Here is a 17,755-nt window from a genome sequence, read left to right as displayed (position 1 = left end):
GGCGCTACAATCCAGTCTGCCGCCGAAATATTTCCATTGCCGCAGGGGCTTAGACGTGGCGTCGGATTTGGGGCGTGATATCGTCGGGTGTCAGGTTAAATCGCTCGGGAGTGATCCATGACCACCGTCGCCGTGACTTGCGATACATCTTCTGCTGGCGCCTCTGTCGCGCCTTCCCTCGCTCGCGCAACCGGCCTGCGCAAGGCGCTGTTCGCCGCCGCTCTGGCCGTCGCCACGCTTGGCGTGACGGGCATGGCCGGCTCGTCGGCCCAGGCCGCCGTCGCCGGTCCGGCGCTGGGCACCGCCCTGCCGGCCGCCGCCCCGCTCACCGAGAACGTGCGGTGGGTCTGCGGTCCGTGGCGCTGCGCGTGGCGGCCCAACAACACCACCTGGTACGTGCCCCCCTATGCCCGCGCCTGGGGCCCGCCGGTGCGGCCGAACTGCTACTGGCACCGCAACTGGGGTGGCGCCTGGGTGCACACCTGCCCCTGAACCCGCCCGTGCCAGCGTCGAACCTATGAAGGGCGCCGCGAGGCGCCCTTTCTTCTCCCGCCATCCACAGCCCCGCGCCACGGACACGTGTCCGGTTTTTTGCCCGGATTTTTGCCCATGTCCAAGCCCGTCAGCATCCGCCCGTTCATCTTCGCCACCTTCGCGACGCTGATCGCCGGTTTCGTCGACGCGGTCGGCTATGCCCAGCTCGGCGGGCTCTACGTGTCGTTCATGAGCGGCAACAGCACGCGGCTCGGCATCCAGATCGCGGGGGCGGACTGGGCCCATGTCGCCTTCACGCTCGGTGTCATCGGGAGTTTCCTCGGCGGCGCCTTTCTGGGCGCCGTGGTCTGCGACGCCGTCGGCGACTGGAAGCTGGTGGCGGTGCTCTCCACCGAGGTGGCGCTGTTCGCGCTGGCGACGGTGCTGACGCTCGCGGGCGTCGGCTTCCTTGCCCTGCTGCCGATCGCCACCGCCATGGGCATGCAGAACAACGTGCATCAGGTGATCGCCGGCGCCGATATCGGCAAGAGCTTCGTCACCGGCGCGCTGGTCAGCTGCGGGCAGGCGCTGGCGCGCATGATGGCCGGCAAGGAGGGCCCGAAAGAGGCCTCGCTCTACGCGTTCTCGTGGGCCATTTTCGTCGGCGGCGCCGCGCTCGGGGCGGTCATGCTGCATTGGGTGGGCCTCAGCCCGGCGGTCGGCGGCGCCTGCCTGCTGCTGGCGGCGCTGGCGCTGACCGCCTATGCCTTTCACGACCACCTCTTCCAGCCATTCGCCGCGCAAGGGGGCGACTGAGCCCCGCTATCCCCGCGTGCGAAGACAGCCCGCACGCGAACGCACCCCGCGCGCAAGGGCTCCCACCCGCAAGGGCCGGCCTTCACCGGTCCGTCACAGAGAGAGCCTCCCGGGAAGGCCGAGTTTGAACGCGTACAAATGCGGGCGCCCGCTCCGGGCGTCAGGCGCTACTGAAGACCGATCGCGTCGCGCGCGGCGGCAACGTATTTCTGACAGCCATCCTCGTCGCCGGCCGCGGCCGCGGTGCGGGCGCGCTCCAGCTCTTCCAGCGCCTTCTCGGGCGCCACGCCGTCGCCAAGCTCGGCCTCTTCCTTGGCAATGCCCTCCGGCGAGGGGTCGTGGCTGAGCAGCGCGCCTTCGCTCTCCGGCGCCGTCGGCGAGAGCGCCGCGATGTCGGCAATCACGCGATCCAGGGCCGCCTGGGTATCCTTGACCGCCTGCTCGCAGGGCCCCGCCATGGCGGCCGGTGCCGCGCCCAGCAGGAGAAGGGTCAGGGTGATGGACAGCGTGTGCTTCATGGTGCCTCTCTGGACACGGTCGGTCGCGGGGAAATCAGGGATAACGCCAAGTCAGTCTAACAGGAAGCGCCGCCTCGTTTCGAGCCCGGCGCATCGAGCATGACGTGTGCAGCATGACATTGCGAGCACAACCTGCCGGCCGGCTCATTCGCGGGCGATCAGTTCGCGCTCGCCGCGATGCACGGCCAGCCCGGCCACGGGCCGGCCCGGGGCGCGACGGCGGAAAACGGTCGGGCGGCGGTGCTTCAAAGCGCCGCGGCGGCGGCGGCGCGCGCCGCTCGTGCCGACCGACAACCGCCCGATCATCGCATAGGCGGGGTGGCGCGTGCCGTCCTCCTCCGTCACCAGCATGGGCAGGCCGAGATCGGCGGTCCAGCGCCGCCATTCGGCGACCACGTCGTCGATATGCGGGGCGGAATAGAGCGTCACGCACAAGCCGGGATCGGCATGCACGAGCACGATGGCGACACCCTCGCCGTCGCCCTCCGGATCGAGCAGGGCCACCGCGAGGCCCTCATAGGTGGAGAGGTCCAGCCGCAGCTTCATCGGCATGCCCGCCACGCGTCGGCGCAGCACGAGGTGGTCGCGGTGCAGTTCGATCAGGCGCACGCCATTGTCGGCTCCCGGATCGAGCGACTGGAAGGCGATGGGCCACTCCCCGGCGCCGGACGGACGCTCCAGCGCAACAAAGGGATAGGCCGGACGTGGTTCGGTCGGGCACGCGGAGCGCGCCTCCGCTCTCATCTGACGCATCATGTTCATCCCTGCCGGTTTTCAGGCTCTGACGGCCCCGGTCACTGGACGAACCCTAGGCGCGGCCCTCCCCCCGCCCGCTTAAGGGACATGGTTGACGAATCTTGGCGGGCGGGTCGCGACGGGCTTTCCGCTGCCATGCTTGACGAAACCTTGTCGCCGCGCGGCTGCCCGACGATATGCCCCATTGCCGCCACCAGCCTCAGCGCTTATGCCCCGGCCATGACCGACAGCCCCGACCTCTCCCCCGCCGATCGCCGCGCGCCCGTCTCCGCGCCGCCGCACCCGCCCCACCCGCCGGCGGCCGACCCGCTCGCCGATCCGGCCGTGGCGGCGCGGCACCTCGCGGAAGCCGTGGTGGCTGCCGGGGCGGTGGCGGTGGAGATGTTTCGCGCGGGCGTCAAATCCTGGTCGAAGCACAATGATTCGCCGGTCACGGAAGCGGATATCGCCGTCGACCGGATGCTGCGCGAGCGCCTCGGCCGGCTCTCCCCCACCTATGGCTGGCTGTCCGAGGAGACGGTGGACGAGCCCTCGCGGCTGGCGTGCCGTCGGGTGTGGATCGTCGACCCGATCGACGGGACGCGCGCCTACATGGCCGGCGGTTCCGACTGGTGCGTCGAGGCGGCACTGGTGGAGGACGGGCGACCGATCGCCGGCGCACTGTTCGCCCCCCTCACCGAGGAACTGTTCATCGCCGTGCGCGGCGGCGGGGCGACGTGCAACGGCCAGCCGATCGCGGCCTCGCAGGCCGGCGCGGTATCGGGCGCGCTGGCCGACGGCCCTGCCCCCTGGCTCAACCATATTGACGGGCGGATCGCCCCGCTTGCGCCGCTGCGCCGGGTCATGCGCATCCGTTCGCTGGCCTTGCGCATCGCGCGCGTGGCCACCGGCGAGTTGGATGCCGCCTTCGCTTCCCCCAACGGACATGACTGGGATCTTGCCGCCGCCGACCTTTTGGTGCACGAAGCGGGTGGGCGCCTGACGACGCTCGACGGCCTGGCCCTCGCCTATAATGCACCGGTTCCGCGGCACGGGGCACTGGTCTCGGCAGGGCCCCGGCTGTACCCGTCCCTTCTGGACGCGGCGCGCTAACGGCGGATGCGCAGGGCGAGCCACGCGGATCGCAAACAACGGCAGCAAATCGAGACCATGACGAACCCCCAGCTCCTTCACCTTGTCTTCGGCGGCGAACTTGAAAAGCTCGACGGCGTGACCTTCAAGGATCTCGACAAGCTCGACCTGGTCGGGATCTTCCCGAACTATGCGACCGCCCACGCCGCCTGGAAGGCGAAGGCGCAGCAGACCGTCGACAACGCCCAGATGCGCTATTTCGTCGTTCACCTGCATCGGCTGCTGGACCCGGAATCCAGCACCCCTGCCAGCTGACGCACCGGCATCAGACATATGTGGCGTAAGCTGCGTTCCTCGCAGGCAGTGCGAACCGTGCTCGGGCGCGGCATGGCCTCCTATCTGCGTTTCGTCTGGCGGACCCAAGATGTGGTGATGGAGCCCTTCGACCTGTACGCGCGCGCCGACGTGCAGGTGCCGATGATCCTCACCTTCTGGCATGGCCAGCATTTCCTCACCCCGTTCCTGATCAAGCCGCACCACAAGGCGCGCGTGATGATCTCGCGCAGTGCCGATGCGGATGTGAACGCCATCGCCGCCGAGGCGCTCGGCATCGGCGCCGTGCGCGGCTCGGGCGCGCAGGGCCGCGATTTCCGCACCAAAGGGGGCCTGAACGCGACGGTTGAGATGCTGCGGCACCTCTCCGAGGGCACCAATGTCGCGATGACCGCCGACGTTCCGAAGATCTCCCGCATTGCCGGCCTTGGCGTCGTCACCCTTGCCAAGCATTCCGGCCGGCCGATCTATCCGGTGGCGATCGCGACCTCGAACCGGATTCTTGCCCGCAGCTGGGACCGCGCCGCCATCCACCTGCCCTTCGGCCGCGCCGCCGTCGTGGCCGGCGACGGGGTGCGCGTGCCGTTCGATGCGGGCACCGATGAGCTGGAGACCCATCGCCGCGAGGTGCAGCGCCAGCTCGAAGCCGCCACGGCCCGCGCCGAGGAACTGGTCGGCCGTCCCGCTGCGCCCGGTGGCCATACGCATGGCTAGGGCGCCGACCACCCTGCTCATCCGCCTCTACCGTTTCGCGACCTGGCTGGCGACGCCGTTCATCGGGCTGCTGCTGTGGCGCCGGCTGACGCGCGGCAAGGAGGAGCGGGGGCGCCTGCGCGAGCGCTACGGACGGGCCAGCGCGGCGCGACCGAAGGGACCGCTCATCTGGCTGCACGGGGCCAGCGTCGGCGAGATGCTGGCGGTGCTGCCGCTGATCGACCGGCTGCGCGGGCGCGGCTTCAAGGTGCTGCTCACCTCCGGCACCGTCACCTCGGCCCGGCTCGCCACCACACGGCTGCCGCCGGATGTGGTGCACCAGTTCGTGCCGCTGGATTCGCCCCTGTTCGTGCGCCGCTTCCTCAAGCACTGGCGGCCGGACCTGGTGCTGCTCGTCGAATCCGAGCTGTGGCCCAACCTCATCCTGGAGGTGAATGCCCGCCACATTCCGCTGGTGCTGGTCAATGCGCGCATGTCGCCGAAATCCTTCGCCAGCTGGCAGAGGGTCGGGTCGAGCGCGGGCGCGCTGCTCGGTCGGGTGGATCTGTGCCTTGCCCAGGCGCCCGACGACGGCGCCCGGTTGAAGCAGCTGGGCGCCCCCCGCGTGATCGTCACCGGCAACCTGAAATTCGATTCCCCGCCGCCGCCGGTCGACATCATCGCCTTCGACAGGCTGCGCTATGCCACGGCCGGGCGCACCGCGCTGGTGGCCGCCTCCACCCACCCGGGCGAGGAGGAAATCGTCATCGAGGCGCATCGGCAGCTCGCCGAACGCGTGCCGGGCCTCATCACCGTCATCGCGCCGCGCCATCCCGAGCGCGGGCCCGAGGTGGCGCGGCTCGCCAACGAGGCGGGCTGTCCGGCCGTGCTGCGCAGCGACGGCTACCTGCCGGACCGGGGAACCGCCATCTACATCGCCGACACGATCGGCGAGCTCGGCCTGTTCTACCGGCTGGGCCGGGTAGCGCTGCTCGGCGGCTCGCTGGCGCGCAAGGGTGGGCAGAACCCGATCGAGCCGATCAAGCTCGACCTCGCCATCCTGCACGGGCCGCACACCACCAATTTCGACGATCTTTACCGCGCGCTGGACGCCGACGAGGGCGCCGCCACGGTGATCGACGCGCCATCGCTCGCCGCCGCGAGCTTCACGCTGTTGACGGATGGCGCGGCGCGTCAGCACATGGTGGAGGCCGCGCAGGCGACCATCGAGAGCTTCGGCGGCGCCCTGGACCGGTCCCTCGCCGCCATCGATCCCTATCTGGTGCAGATACGACTGGAGAGGCGCTGAGGAACATGCACGCGCCCGATTTCTGGTGGCGACGCGAGCCGAGCACCGCGGCCCGGCTGCTGGCGCCGCTCGGCGCCGCGCTGGGCGCGGTGACCCTGGCGCGCCTGAAGGCGCCGGGCTCGGAAGTCGGCATTCCCGTCATCTGCATCGGCAACCCGACCGTGGGCGGCGCCGGCAAGACGCCGACCGTGATCCATCTCGCCCGCCGCCTGATCGCCGCCAAGCACCGCCCCTGCGTGCTCACGCGGGGCTATGGCGGGCGCGAGCGTGGCCCGGTGCAGGTGGATCCGCTGCTGCACCAGGCGAGCGATGTCGGCGACGAGCCGCTGCTGATCGCGCGCGTCGCGCCGACCTATGTGGCGCGCGACCGCCTCGCCGGCGCCCTGTTCGCCGCGCAGGACGGCGCCGATGTGCTCGTGATGGATGACGGGTTCCAGAACCCGGCGCTGGCCAAGGCGCTGTCCATTCTCGTGGTCGATGCCGGGGTCGGCGTGGGCAATGGCCTGTGCGTGCCCGCCGGCCCGTTGCGCGCCCCGCTCGGCCCCCAGCTGGAGCACGCGCAGGCGCTGCTCGTGGTCGGTGAGGGCCCGCCCGGCGAGCGTGTGGCGCGCGATGGCTATGGCGCGGGCGTTGTGGTGCTGCGCGGGCGGCTCGCCCCGGATGCCCAGGCGGTGGCCCGGCTGTTCGGCCGGCGCGTTCTGGCCTATGCGGGTATCGGCCGGCCGGCCAAGTTCTTCGAGACGCTGCGCGCGCTCGGCGTGCTGCCTATCCTCACCCGCCCCTTTCCCGACCACCATGTCTACACGATGGCCGAGGTGGCCGGCCTGCTGGCCGAGGCCAGGTCCCACGACCTCACGCTGGTGACGACCGAGAAGGACGCGGTCCGTCTCGCCGGCACGGAGGTGGGGGAGAAGCTGCTGGACGCCTCGGAAGTGCTGCCGGTGCGCCTCGCGCTCGAACCACAGAGCGTCAAGGCGCTCGATCACATGCTGTCCGGTATCCTCGGCTGAACCGGCCCGACGCGCGGGCGTTCAGCGCAGCCGTCAGGCCGGACGCACGCGGCTGGGGTGCATCCGGGCGAGCACGGCCTGCGGGGTCGCATAGGCTTCCTGCAGATCGACGCTCCAGTAGCGCAGTTCGTCGAGCGGGATCGGCTGGCCGGTCACCGCGCAGCGCACGAAGGTGCCGGGACGCACGACCCGGAAGTCGCCGTCGAGATAACGCACCTCGGCTTCGCCGGAGGCGGAGAAACGCTCGAAGCGGTTCATGATGCCGCTACTCCTTGTTGGTTGACGCCTCAACATAATGAGCGGGGACCCGTTCCGGCAAGGGCGGGCCGCGCCTCTTTCGGCGGAGGCGAGGCAAGCGGGAGAAGGTGGCGCCACGACCGCGCACGCCGTTCGAGCGGAGTTACACCGATCGCAAGCTTCAATCGCGGAACACGAACGGCGCTTCGGGCAACGACTCCAAGCAGCTCAAGACCCTTCGCTTTAAGATCCAATTGAGGCTATCAAACAAATCAGCGCTGAAAAGCCGGAGATGTTCAACCGTTTTGCCATCTCCAAGGCTCCTTCTCGGAACCTTGAACCGGCGCCGTCGACCCGCGCCCGACATATTGAGGATCGACCCTGGCGCGTCAGTCATTCGGCTGAGCAATCGTAATTGGCGCAGAATCTGGCGGTGCGCACGGCTCATGGCGTCAAGGCCATGCCTGTCCGCCAGAAGCTCTTGCAGCTGAGATACACTCCGGTCCTGTCGCCCGACTCGCGGCCGACGATGGGATGGGAGACAAGGGCCCCCGGCTTCGAGAATGAGCGACAACGCCCCGCCATCCACCGGCACCTCAACCCGCTGGCGGCGAGCGGGCCGCGCTAGACCAGATGGTCACCCTGCAGGCGACCATCATCGCCTATCTCGACGACTTCAAGTTCGTGATGATCGTGACGCGGGTCGCCATGCCGCGGCTGCTGCTGCTGCGCGCGCCCCGCACCCCGACGCCGGCCGACCGCGCCGTCGTCATGGAGTGACGCGCCGCCGCCACGAGGCGATCAGGACGGGGCGGTGGTGCTATCCTGCGGGGGCTGCTGCACGGTCGTGCCTTCCCGCGCCCGCCCGACCTCGGCGACAACGACGCCGACCGCGATGATGACGACGCCGAGCATCTGCAGCGCGGTGATCCGCTCGCGGAAGATCAGCCAGGAACAGACCGGCACAAGGACATAGATCAGCGCGGTGAAGGCGAAGGCCCGCGACAGTTCAACCCGTTCGAGCGCACTCATCCAGGCGAGCATGGCCAGCGCGGCCAGAGCGAGTGACAGGATGACCCAGGGATCGAGCATCATCGCGACGAGATAGGCGATGCGCCCGGTATGCTCGGCGGTGGGCGAATGCGATTCGGCACGCCACTTCATCGCCAGCGCACCCAGCAGCGACAGCATCACGTTCGCCGCCAGATAGATGTATCCCGACATGCTCATTCCCGCCCTCGCCACGATGCGGCCGCCGATCGGGCGGCGGTATCCCCGCCTGATGCCGGGAGAGGGCGCACCGGCGGCGCGTCAGCGACCACATGCGCGCCTTTCCCCGGTGTTCACGGACGGATCGGCTCCCCTTGTCAATCCCTGATGGAGTCTCTATCCGATCTCCATGAGGGAAAATCACACGCCCACGATATCGGTTGTGGCGACGGCGTACAATTCGGAACGCCACATCGTCCGCTTCCTGAAGGCGATGCGCGATGTCCTCGACCAGATCGACTGCCTGTCTGAAATCGTCATCGTCGACGACGGCAGCGCCGATCGCACGGTCGAGATCTGCCTGCAGTACATCGCCGAGCACCCGGGTATCACCCTCGCCAAGCTGTCGCGCAATTTCGGCCATGAGCCGGCGATGGTTCAGGGCCTCAAGCTGGCACGTGGCGATTTCGTCTTCCTGATCGATTCGGATCTGGAGGAACCGCCGGCGACGCTGATTGAAATGCTGGAGGTGATGGGACGGGGGGCGCCCGCGCCCGACGTCGTCTATGGCGTGCAGAAGACGCGCAACGGCACGATCCAGCACACCTTCTTCGCCACCGCCTTCTATCGCCTGTTCGGCGCGCTGTCCGATGTCGAGATGCCAGCCGACGTGCTGACGGTGCGGCTGATGACACGCCGCTATGTCGATGCCCTGCTCCTGCACGAGGAGCGCACGCTGGCCCTGTTCGGCGTCTTTTCGCTGACAGGCTTCACGCAGGTGCCACTGCTGGTCGACAAACACTATAAGGGCTACACGACCTATAGCGGTTTGAAGCGGGCCGGCGTGTTCATACGATACCTGCTGGTGTTCAGCTCGAAGCTGCCGCTGCTTATCACCGCCACCGGCATCGGCACTGCCTTCGTCGCCGCGCTTTACGCTTTCTACGTCTTGATCAACTATGTGACCGCTGGTCGACAGGTGGAAGGCTGGACGTCGCTCGCGTTGCTGTTCTCGTTCTTCAACGGCCTGCTGCTGACCTGTGTCGGCTTCTGCGCGGCCTATCTCGGCTACATCTTCGTCGAGGTCAAAAGGCGACCCAACGCGATCATCCAGGAAATCTGGCACAGCGGCACGGCAACGCCCGGCACCGTGAGCGTGCCGCGTCTGAAATCGCCGGACGGGCCATAGCCTTCTGCAAGCGCCCGCAGCGTTGGCCACACAGAAGAGGAGGCTGCCTATGACCGGCTTCGACCGCATCGACGGGCCGATGAGCAACGATCAGATCCGCGAGCTCTATGAGCGGCTGCATATCGAGCATGGCGACCGCAGCGAGGCGCTCGACGGGCGCCCCGCCTCGCAGCCGGTGCGCTTCGCCGCTGTCGCCGCGGCATTCGGCGGGCGCCTGCCCGATTCGATCGTCGACCTGGGATGCGGCTTCGGCGACTTGCTAGCCCATTTCCGGGCGCTGGGCTGGCAAGGCCGCTATACCGGCATCGACTTCACCGCACAGTTCGTCGAGGCGGCCAATCGCCGTTTCCGCGATGACGGGCGCGCGAATTTCCACGTCGCAGACGTCATGAGCGTCGATCTGCCGGAGAAGGGCCATGACGCCTGCGTCTCTCTCGGGCTCTGCAACTACCAGCGCGTGGCGGGGACCATGGGCTTCATCGAGGAGTTGGTGAGCCGCGCGGCCTTCCTCGCTTCCACAACGGTCATCGTCGACTTCCTGAGCGCGACATCGGACCGCCGCCGCGACGATCTGTTTTTCACCGAGCCGGCGGACGCGCTGCGCATCGGCCTGCGCCACAGCCGCCGGGTGCTGATCGACCACACCTATATGCCGTTCGAGTTCCTGATGAAGGTCCGGCTCGATTCGGCGACACAGCCTGGGCTGCCCTTCTACGCCTCGCCGCTCTAGGTGCGTTTCGAGCGAAGTGGGTACCGACTCGCGTGAAGAAAACGCGATGTGACAAAGGTGTGGACCCTTCCAGCGTTTCCGTGAACGCTGGAAGGGTCCAGGGAGCGGACTCACGGCGTCTTGCTCCAGATGCGCGTCGCGGCGAGCTTGAGGGCTGCAAGGAAGTCTTCCGGGTGGCGATCGTAGCGGGCGGCGAGGCCCCGCCTCTGCTTGATGCGGTTGAAGAACCGCTCGATTTGGTTCCTTTGGCGATAGAGACATGACGTGAAGGCAAAGGTCCGCTTGCGGATCGTGCGAGGCGGCGCTTTGGCGAAGGCGTCGCGTTCCGCCGTCTCGGCGCGGATGGCGTCGGTGTCGTAGGCCTTGTCGGCGAGAAGGATGCCGCCCGGGGCGAGGTGGGCCAGCCGTTCCCGCCCCGTAGGTGCATCACCCGCCTGTCCGGCGGTCAGGGCGAGATGGATGGGCCTGCCTTCAGCATCGACCAGGGCATGGATCTTGGTGGTCAGGCCGCCCCGGCAGCGCCCCATGCAACGATCGTCGTCGCCCCCTTTTTGATCGCGGCGCCGTGCTGGTGCACCCGAACGCAGGAGCTGTCGATCATCACGATGTCGCTGTCATAGGCGGCCGAGACCGCTTCCGACAGCCGGTCCCAGACCCCGGCGCCCCGCCAGCGCACGAAGCGGTTGTAGAGGGTTGTGCGGGACCATAGCGTTCCGGCACACCCCGCCACGGCGCACCGGTGCGGAAGCGCCAGAGGATGCCGTTGATCATCCGGCGGTCAACCACCCGTACAACACCGCGCACCTTGTTCGGCAGAAGCGGCGCGATGATCGCCCATTCCTCGTCTCGGCCAGTTCGTGACGGCGCATCTCTTGGGCTCCCAGTTCGAGAGCTTGGATCACGGTACGCTTAGATGCGCCAACTTATAGGGCCACAACCTAGGCGGGGCGCCCGACAAAGGCGCGCGCCTCGCCGCCGACACAGAACAGCAGGTCGAGGATCGAGACGCCCGGCTCGAAAGGCGGAGAGAGCTGCGGGTAGTCCGGATAACGCGAATAATCCATCCACTCGACCGTGACGCCGCCGGCATTCATCACCGCCTCGTCGAGATAGTCCCGAGCGGCGGGGCCGGAGAGATAATGCGTTGCTGTCGCCGCCTGGCATAAAGCAAGCAGGCGCTCGGTCTTCTCCAGCGCCAACATTGGCTCGTGGCACAGATAATCCGTCGACCGGGTGAAGCGCGTGAGAATTCCGAGTTCGCGCGCGAGGGCCCGAAGCAGGCGCTCATTGATGCGCGAGAGCATCGGCTCGTCCTCCAGCTCTTGGTAGAGCGGCCGCAGCCAATCCATTACCGAACGGAAATACGGCGCCTTGCCATAGGCGTGTTGCAGCGTGGCGAGGTGCTTGCGCGCCCAGCGGCCGTCGACCGTCCGCGTCTCGTCGATCCGCTGCCCGCTGGTCTGGAAATGGCTGTTCTCGACCGGGATGGTAAGCCATGTCAGCCCGGACGGCGTCTTGATCCTGTTGCGATTCCGCCAGTCCCGCACCGTGTACTGGACATTGTCGTACAGCACGAATTCGTCGCACTGGCGGATCATGTCGAAATAACCCCGCCACGGAATATAGTTCGACTGCACGATGGCGATCTTCTTGGGCATGGCGATTTTCCACGGGCGGACGGCGCAAAGGACGTGGCCCTCCGGATGCCCTCTACGCGATCTAGGTGCGCCGGGCGATGGTATCCAGCGCATCTACCACATGATCGACCTGCGCGTCGGTCAGGCCGGGAAACAGCGGCAGCCGCAATAGGCGGTCGGAGGTGGCGTCGGTGACCGGCATCGGGCCGGCGGTCCGGCCCAGCCGTCGTCCCGCGGGCGAGCTGTGGAGCGGCACGTAGTGCATGAAGGCGTCGACGCCGGCGGCGGCCAACTCTTTGGCCCAGTGCCGCCGGGCGTCCAGATTCTCCAGCAGGATGTAGTAGATGTGCCCGTTGCCCTCGCAGTGCGGCGGGATCACCGGGCGCTGCAGCTGGCCGCTCGCCTCGAGCCGGGCGAGGCCCGCCTGGTAGCGGTCCCATATCCGCCGGCGGTCGGCGATGATCGCGTCCATCGATTCGAGCTGCGAATACAGGAAGGCTGCGGTGATATCGCTCGGCAGGAACGAGGAGCCGATATCCACCCACGTATACTTGTCCACCATGCCACGCTTGAACGCGACCCGGTTGGTACCCTTCTCCCAGATGATCTCGGCCCGCTCGGCGAGCGCGAGGTCGTTGATGATGAGCGCCCCGCCCTCGCCGGCGACGATGTTCTTCGTCTCGTGGAAGCTCAGCGCCGCCAGGTTGCCGAAGGTGCCCAGCGCCTTGCCGCGATAGGTCGAGCCGATCGCCTGCGCGGCGTCCTCGATGACCGCCAGCCCATGGCGCGACGCGATGTCAAGGGTCGCATCCATCTCGCACGCGACGCCGGCATAATGCACAACGCAGATGGCGCGGGTGCGCGGCGTGATCGCCGCCTCGATCAGCGCTTCGTCGATGTTCTGCGTGTCCGGCCGGATGTCGACGAAGACCGGGACAGCGCCGCGCAGCACGAAGGCATTGGCGGTGCTGGTGAAGGTGAAGGACGGCATGATGACTTCGTCGCCGGGCCCGATCGACGTCAGCAGGGCTGACATTTCGAGCGCAGTGGTGCACGAGGTCGTCAGCAGCACTCTGGCGGGGGCGAACCGCTGTTCGAGCGAAGCCTGGCAGAGCTGCGTGAAGCGGCCGTTTCCGGCGATGCTGTCGTCAATGGACTGCCTGATGTAGTCGAATTCCCGACCGGCAAGAACGACCTTATTGAACGGCACCGACATGCGACAAAAAGCCTCCTGCGCAAGCCCGGCCCACAGGCGGCGGGGAGAAAATTTCTCCGGGCCGCCGGTTCGCGCAATGTCTCCATAACACATCGGCGGCATGACGCATCGGCAGGGCGCGCCGATCCGCTCCGGAGCCGCCCGTCATTCCACAGCATAGAGGAAGCCGACGGAATTGCGCATGCGCGCATTCGATCCGTCGGGGTCGAAGGGGGGCGCCTGAGGGCCCGGGAAGATATACCAGTCGATGCCGACCTCGCGCATGGTCCGGTGCAGGTCGGCGAGGATCGGGCTCGCGGCAAGCCGGTCGAGTTCATCGAGGCGCGCGCGCACCACGGCCGCCGCCGCCGCGCCAGCGGTCGATTCCGCGGCGGGTCGGGAAAGATAGCACGGGACGCCGCTGATGCTGGCAATCTCGGCGCAGCTGTCGATCACCCCGTCGGTCCGCTCGACCCCGGATACGGCCAGCGTCTGCCCAGGGCGGGACAGGCGGCGCAGTTCCAGCGACATCGGTACTATGTCCGGATTGGTCGGACGGCCGACGAAGCTCGCCAGTGCCGCCGGCGGAATGTCGGGCCGATAGCCGGTGGCGAGGCTGAGGCCTATCGACAGCCCGGCGACGAGCATCGTGCCCAGCGAGATTAGGACGAAATCGTCATTATAGGCCGCTCCGAGATGGAGGAGCCGGATCGACAGGACGGCGATGAATACTGCGAAGATAAAATACACGAGAACCATGGGGCGATGCTGCAGTTCCGTATATGGATCCGCGAACGGCATGGATGGTGACAAAATAATCATAAAAACATAGACAAACAACATCACTAAAGGAAATAAATCGAGACCGCTCTCGCCGTTCATCATACGATTGGCGATGAAGGCTGCCGGGTAAATCAGAACGAACACACCCAATATCGCGACGATGACAATGGCTGTCCCCAGGATGACCGCCACGCGCGGCGATGTCGCCGACAACAGCGACTGGAAGAATCCCGGGTAGAAGGTAGGTCCGAGTACGTCCAGCGATACCGTAAGGAACTTCGTGACGATCGAGAATCGCGCCAGCGCGTCGCCGAGCGCGGGCACGAGCCAGAAGGCGGCACCGAGGGCGACGAGGGTTGCGGTACCGGCCACCGCCAGCAAGCTGGCTTTACGGCGGACCACGGGCATGTAGCACAGGCTCGACAGCACGATCGACGGCAGGAACAGGAGGAGCACGTGGACGCGCAGCTGGAATATCGCGGCCGTCATGACAAGGCAGAGGAAAGCCCAACGCAAGCTGACGCCTTCCGCGCGACACCGCGACAGGCTGACCAGAGCCGCCGCGGCGGCGGCAATGGCGTAACCCGCTCCCGGACCGTACAGCATGACGCTGTGAAAACCGAAGAAGATGTTTCTAACGCCATAATGCCCCCCATCCGGCAGGGCGAAGAGCAGTGCCAGCGCCAAGACCCCCGCGAGCCGCCCGCCGAGCGTCGCGGCAAGGGCGTAGCCGGCGCAGGCCGCGATGAACGCCCCGAACGGCACCAGGATCGCCGCCTCGGCGACCAGCGGCGGCAGATCGAAAAGCCGCATCATCGCGGCCGCGGGCATGTAGAAGCCATAATGATATAGCGGCAGGCCGGTGTCGGAGAACAGCATCGGCCAGCGATGCAGGGCGAGCGGATCGGCGAACTGGGCGAGCTGCCCGGCGTGGATCACCCCGTCCGAATCGAGCAATGCGCCGCGCAATTCCAGCGTCGGAATGACCGCCACATTGTTGCGGAAAGCGAAGGCGACCATGACGGCGATGCCCGCCATAACGACGAGGTCGACAAGGTCCTGGCGACTCCATTGCGCGTTTGACTGCCGAAGCGCACGGAAGATGCCCACCGCAAGCACGGGCAGGCTCCAGGCGGCGAACGCGATGTCCGCCCCCACCCGGCAGACGAAGACGCCGAACAGCTGTGCCAGGACCGTGGCCACCACACCGCAGACGAAGGTGAACGGCAGCCTGCCGGGCCAGTAGGCTGGTGATGCCCAGGAGATGATGATGTCCCCGGCAAGGAACATGACGACGGCTGCCAACATCATAAGCATGGAGGAGCCGAAGGTTGGCGCCGCACCGGCGATCACCAGCACACCGACGACGAAGCATGTCGTGATCGCCGCTCCCCCGAGGACGCCGATTGGCGAGAAGTCCCTCACCCGCGCATGCGCCGCCGCGCGCGCCGGCGAAAGGGTCGCGGCGTGATGCACGCGCACCTCCGTGACTTCGGACTCCATGGCCATTTTCTCGTTCGCTCGAGGCGTTTTTATCTCGCACAGAGACGGTGACTTCAAGCGGCCTCTCGGCGCCGGCCTAGGCCGCGCGCCCGCGATTCGCCCCGAAACAATGCCCCGGACCGCGTCGGCCGGCCGCCGCTCTTGCGGCTAGTCGACCGCCTCGCCCATAGCGCCTTCCGCCGGACCGACCGCGCCACCATCGCACAGCTTGTCATCCGAGTTCCAGCGCAGCGTTTCGATGCGAAGCCGCACCGGACCGATGTCGGCCCATCCCGGCAAGGCATCCGTTCCATGCAGGCCAAGATGAATGATGTCGGCCCCTTCATTGGATCCGTCGAGCCGCTCCTCGGCGATGCAGGCCGTCAATGTCCGGGTCTGGCCGTCGCTGCCGACCACAGCGCGGCTGTCGGTAGGCGGGAAGCCGTTGATCAAGGGTATAACGTCGCGATCCGCGGCAGAGCCGTCGGCCAGCCTGCAGGTCAGCTCCAGACGCAGTGCCTTGCTGCCCTTCCCCCGCGACGTGCGGCGGAAGCGGCAGCCGGGCTCATTGCCCTGCTGCACCACGGCGATCGGGCCGGGGCTGCGCCAATCGGCGTTGGTCGCGGAGGCAAGTATCGTGAAGTTGTCGGCGATGGCGCGAAAATCGACGTCCCTGTCCGGCGCCAGCTCGGTTGCGGTCGGACGCGTGTCAGTGACCTGGACCAGTTCGCAGGCGAGGTTGGTGCGGCTGTCATACGCAAAACCGGGAATGACCGTGCAGCGCCCGGTGGGCTGCAGACCGAAGCTGCCGACGCGATATCGCGTGCCCATCGACATCGGATAACGGCTGATCACGAAAATCTTCCGTGCGCCGGCCTCGGTGAGGGCCTGCTGCAGCCGGCGGGTCGTCAGCGTGTTCGAACTCGCCAGCGTCTCCTCATATTCCCAGACGCCGAAGAAGCGGGCCTCTGGCGACAGCGCGGGAAGGAGATATGAAACAGGCTCGCCCATGGTCAGGCTCGCCCATGGTGATATACAGCCCGTTCCCTTGGATTTCGGGCGGGATCTCGGTTCCGCAAGGCGTCGCGGTGAAGTCCGTATGCGCCCAGTTGGGAACGGTGACCGTGAAAGCAGCGGAGATCGCCAAAGTACCGCAGGCAGCGAGCCGAACGAGCCGGTACCGTTCCCGAAATATCCAGCGGCCACCAGCACGGCGAGCGGGCCGCACAACAGTTCCAGCGTCACGATGTAGCGCTGGATGGCGAAAACGCTCAGCCACACGATGTAAGGAAACCGACCAGAACACCGCCAGCCTGATGCCGGGGCCGGCCCAGCCCGGCTGCGGCGGGGCGGGGCGGATCGCCGCCTGTCCATCGATATGACCGCGATGCCGACCAGCAGCACGAGGATCACGGCAAAGCGGATGTCGCGGAAGGTAGCTTCCGGCTGCGGCACGATTTCGACCGCCCGCGGAACGGATAGGCGATGCCGTCCAGCACCCCCTCCGGCAGATATCGGCGATCCGCGGAGGAGGAGGGTGGATAATCGGGCGACCTGAAGATGGAATTATAGAACGGGAAGATGGGGTTCCCGAAGCGCGTCCACAAAGTGAAGCCCCACGCGCCGCCGACGGCGATGAGGCCGACCACAAGGCCGATGCCGGCGGTGCAGGCCGCCCGGATGCGGGCGCCGATCCCCGGCGCGCAGAGCAGGCAGACTGCGCCGAAAGCGATGGCGAAGGTGGCGTTGGTGCGCTTGAGCCCGGTGGCCGCGCCAATGAGCAGGCCACTCAACAGCAGCATCGGACGGGTGACATTCGCCGAGGAAAGCACGATGGCGACCGCGGCAATCACGGGAATACTCGACACGATGTCCGCGAACGACGTTCCGATTTCGGAGAGCGCGATCGGGCTGGCGAGGGCGATGATCGTCGCGATGACGATGCACCCCCAGCGGTACCAAGCGCTTTCCCGACGGACCAGAAAGAATGTCGTCAAGCCGACGATGATATAGTTTAACGACTGTATTATCGTCAGATCCATGTTTGTGACGAGCGGTCCGGTGATCGTCAGCAAAAAATAAAACGTCACATAGACGATGGGATTGTAATAGCTGCGCCTGAGCGAGGCCGGAACGCCGTACAGTTCAATGCGGCCCTTAAGAAAGGCGAATGCATCGTAGTAATGATAATTCAACTTATCGAAGGAGACGTCCGCACCGCGGTTGACGCAAAACATCGACAGCCCGACAATGAGGGAAATTCAATATACGACCCATGACAGAAAATAATTCTTCTTATCTAAGCAATTACCT

At 66.9% G+C, this 17,755-nt stretch carries 19 protein-coding genes and 1 pseudogene; 10 read left to right on the top strand and 10 right to left on the bottom strand.

Annotated elements, in window-relative coordinates; genetic code table 11:
* Positions 1-117 precede the first annotated feature (117 nt).
* Together FHS55_RS06955 and FHS55_RS06950 are read left to right on the top strand one after the other, a co-directional pair.
* A complete protein-coding gene (locus FHS55_RS06955; protein WP_246339914.1) occupies positions 118-492 on the top strand; it encodes a hypothetical protein in 375 nt (124 codons plus the stop codon).
* A 117-nt stretch (positions 493-609) separates the two neighbouring features.
* Positions 610-1,290, top strand: a complete 681-nt coding sequence (locus tag FHS55_RS06950) for a YoaK family protein (RefSeq protein WP_183188967.1) — start codon at positions 610-612, stop codon at positions 1,288-1,290.
* Between the two features lie 167 nt (positions 1,291-1,457).
* Here the strand turns inward: FHS55_RS06950 and FHS55_RS06945 are convergent, their stop codons facing one another.
* A complete protein-coding gene (locus FHS55_RS06945) occupies positions 1,458-1,808 on the bottom strand; it encodes a hypothetical protein (RefSeq protein WP_183188966.1) in 351 nt (116 codons plus the stop codon).
* A 144-nt stretch (positions 1,809-1,952) separates the two neighbouring features.
* Positions 1,953-2,552, bottom strand: coding sequence for a DUF6101 family protein (locus tag FHS55_RS06940; protein ID WP_246339912.1), 600 nt, complete (start codon positions 2,550-2,552; stop codon positions 1,953-1,955).
* A gap of 147 nt (positions 2,553-2,699) precedes the next feature.
* Here FHS55_RS06940 and FHS55_RS06935 point away from each other — a divergent pair, with 147 nt between their 5' ends.
* Genes FHS55_RS06935 through lpxK form a run of 5 tightly spaced genes read left to right on the top strand, consistent with a single transcriptional unit; the run spans position 2,700 to position 6,980 of the window.
* The gene (locus FHS55_RS06935) at positions 2,700-3,656 is read left to right on the top strand and encodes a 3'(2'),5'-bisphosphate nucleotidase CysQ (RefSeq protein ID WP_246339910.1); all 957 of its coding nucleotides are present in this window, start codon (positions 2,700-2,702) and stop codon (positions 3,654-3,656) included.
* A 57-nt stretch (positions 3,657-3,713) separates the two neighbouring features.
* Positions 3,714-3,950 carry a DUF4170 domain-containing protein gene (locus FHS55_RS06930; RefSeq protein ID WP_183188965.1) on the top strand — a complete coding sequence of 79 codons (237 nt, stop codon included), beginning with the start codon at positions 3,714-3,716 and terminating at the stop codon, positions 3,948-3,950.
* 18 nt (positions 3,951-3,968) lie between these two features.
* Positions 3,969-4,682: a lysophospholipid acyltransferase family protein gene (locus tag FHS55_RS06925; RefSeq protein ID WP_183188964.1), complete on the top strand. Its 714-nt coding sequence runs from the start codon at positions 3,969-3,971 to the stop codon at positions 4,680-4,682.
* Positions 4,675-5,970, top strand: coding sequence for a 3-deoxy-D-manno-octulosonic acid transferase (locus FHS55_RS06920; protein ID WP_183188963.1), 1,296 nt, complete (start codon positions 4,675-4,677; stop codon positions 5,968-5,970). The genes FHS55_RS06925 and FHS55_RS06920 overlap by 8 nt, the downstream gene beginning before the upstream one ends.
* A 5-nt stretch (positions 5,971-5,975) precedes the next feature.
* Entirely contained in the window at positions 5,976-6,980 is a 1,005-nt protein-coding gene (lpxK, locus tag FHS55_RS06915; protein WP_183188962.1) for a tetraacyldisaccharide 4'-kinase, read from the top strand.
* A gap of 33 nt (positions 6,981-7,013) precedes the next feature.
* Here lpxK and FHS55_RS06910 read toward each other — a convergent pair whose 3' ends face one another.
* Positions 7,014-7,238: a DUF2093 domain-containing protein gene (locus FHS55_RS06910; RefSeq protein ID WP_183188961.1), complete on the bottom strand. Its 225-nt coding sequence runs from the start codon at positions 7,236-7,238 to the stop codon at positions 7,014-7,016.
* Between the two features lie 612 nt (positions 7,239-7,850).
* Between FHS55_RS06910 and FHS55_RS06905 the strand changes: the two genes are divergently transcribed.
* Positions 7,851-7,997 (top strand): hypothetical protein, encoded by a 147-nt coding sequence (locus FHS55_RS06905; protein ID WP_183188960.1) that lies wholly within the window; start codon positions 7,851-7,853, stop codon positions 7,995-7,997.
* Positions 7,998-8,018: 21 nt separating this feature from the next.
* Here the strand turns inward: FHS55_RS06905 and FHS55_RS06900 are convergent, their stop codons facing one another.
* Positions 8,019-8,447 (bottom strand): EamA family transporter, encoded by a 429-nt coding sequence (locus FHS55_RS06900; protein ID WP_183188959.1) that lies wholly within the window; start codon positions 8,445-8,447, stop codon positions 8,019-8,021.
* A gap of 169 nt (positions 8,448-8,616) precedes the next feature.
* On the opposite strand from FHS55_RS06900, the gene FHS55_RS06895 reads away from it, so the two are divergent.
* Entirely contained in the window at positions 8,617-9,615 is a 999-nt protein-coding gene (locus FHS55_RS06895; protein WP_246339908.1) for a glycosyltransferase family 2 protein, read from the top strand.
* Between the two features lie 49 nt (positions 9,616-9,664).
* Positions 9,665-10,345, top strand: coding sequence for a class I SAM-dependent methyltransferase (locus FHS55_RS06890; RefSeq protein ID WP_183188957.1), 681 nt, complete (start codon positions 9,665-9,667; stop codon positions 10,343-10,345).
* Positions 10,346-10,455: 110 nt separating this feature from the next.
* Here FHS55_RS06890 and FHS55_RS06885 read toward each other — a convergent pair.
* The 6 genes and pseudogenes from FHS55_RS06885 to FHS55_RS06860 form a co-directional block, all read right to left on the bottom strand.
* Positions 10,456-11,214 (bottom strand): annotated as a pseudogene (locus FHS55_RS06885) (IS5 family transposase).
* A 69-nt stretch (positions 11,215-11,283) separates the two neighbouring features.
* Positions 11,284-12,003 carry a WbqC family protein gene (locus FHS55_RS06880; RefSeq protein WP_183188956.1) on the bottom strand — a complete coding sequence of 240 codons (720 nt, stop codon included), beginning with the start codon at positions 12,001-12,003 and terminating at the stop codon, positions 11,284-11,286.
* Between the two features lie 61 nt (positions 12,004-12,064).
* On the bottom strand, positions 12,065-13,198 hold the full coding sequence (gene rffA / locus FHS55_RS06875; protein WP_183188955.1) for a dTDP-4-amino-4,6-dideoxygalactose transaminase: 1,134 nt from the start codon (positions 13,196-13,198) through the stop codon (positions 12,065-12,067).
* A 144-nt stretch (positions 13,199-13,342) separates the two neighbouring features.
* Positions 13,343-15,463, bottom strand: coding sequence for a hypothetical protein (locus FHS55_RS06870; RefSeq protein WP_183188954.1), 2,121 nt, complete (start codon positions 15,461-15,463; stop codon positions 13,343-13,345).
* Positions 15,464-15,610: 147 nt separating this feature from the next.
* Positions 15,611-16,897 carry a hypothetical protein gene (locus FHS55_RS06865; RefSeq protein ID WP_183188953.1) on the bottom strand — a complete coding sequence of 429 codons (1,287 nt, stop codon included), beginning with the start codon at positions 16,895-16,897 and terminating at the stop codon, positions 15,611-15,613.
* Entirely contained in the window at positions 16,852-17,679 is an 828-nt protein-coding gene (locus tag FHS55_RS06860) for a glycosyltransferase 87 family protein (RefSeq protein WP_183188952.1), read from the bottom strand. Before FHS55_RS06860 ends, FHS55_RS06865 begins: the two co-directional genes overlap by 46 nt.
* Positions 17,680-17,755 lie beyond the last annotated feature (76 nt).

The organism is Ancylobacter tetraedralis (assembly GCF_014195655.1).
Lineage (GTDB): Bacteria > Pseudomonadota > Alphaproteobacteria > Rhizobiales > Xanthobacteraceae > Ancylobacter > Ancylobacter tetraedralis.
Note: the sequence above shows the minus strand (reverse complement) of the source record. Positions and strands in the feature narration are given on the sequence as shown.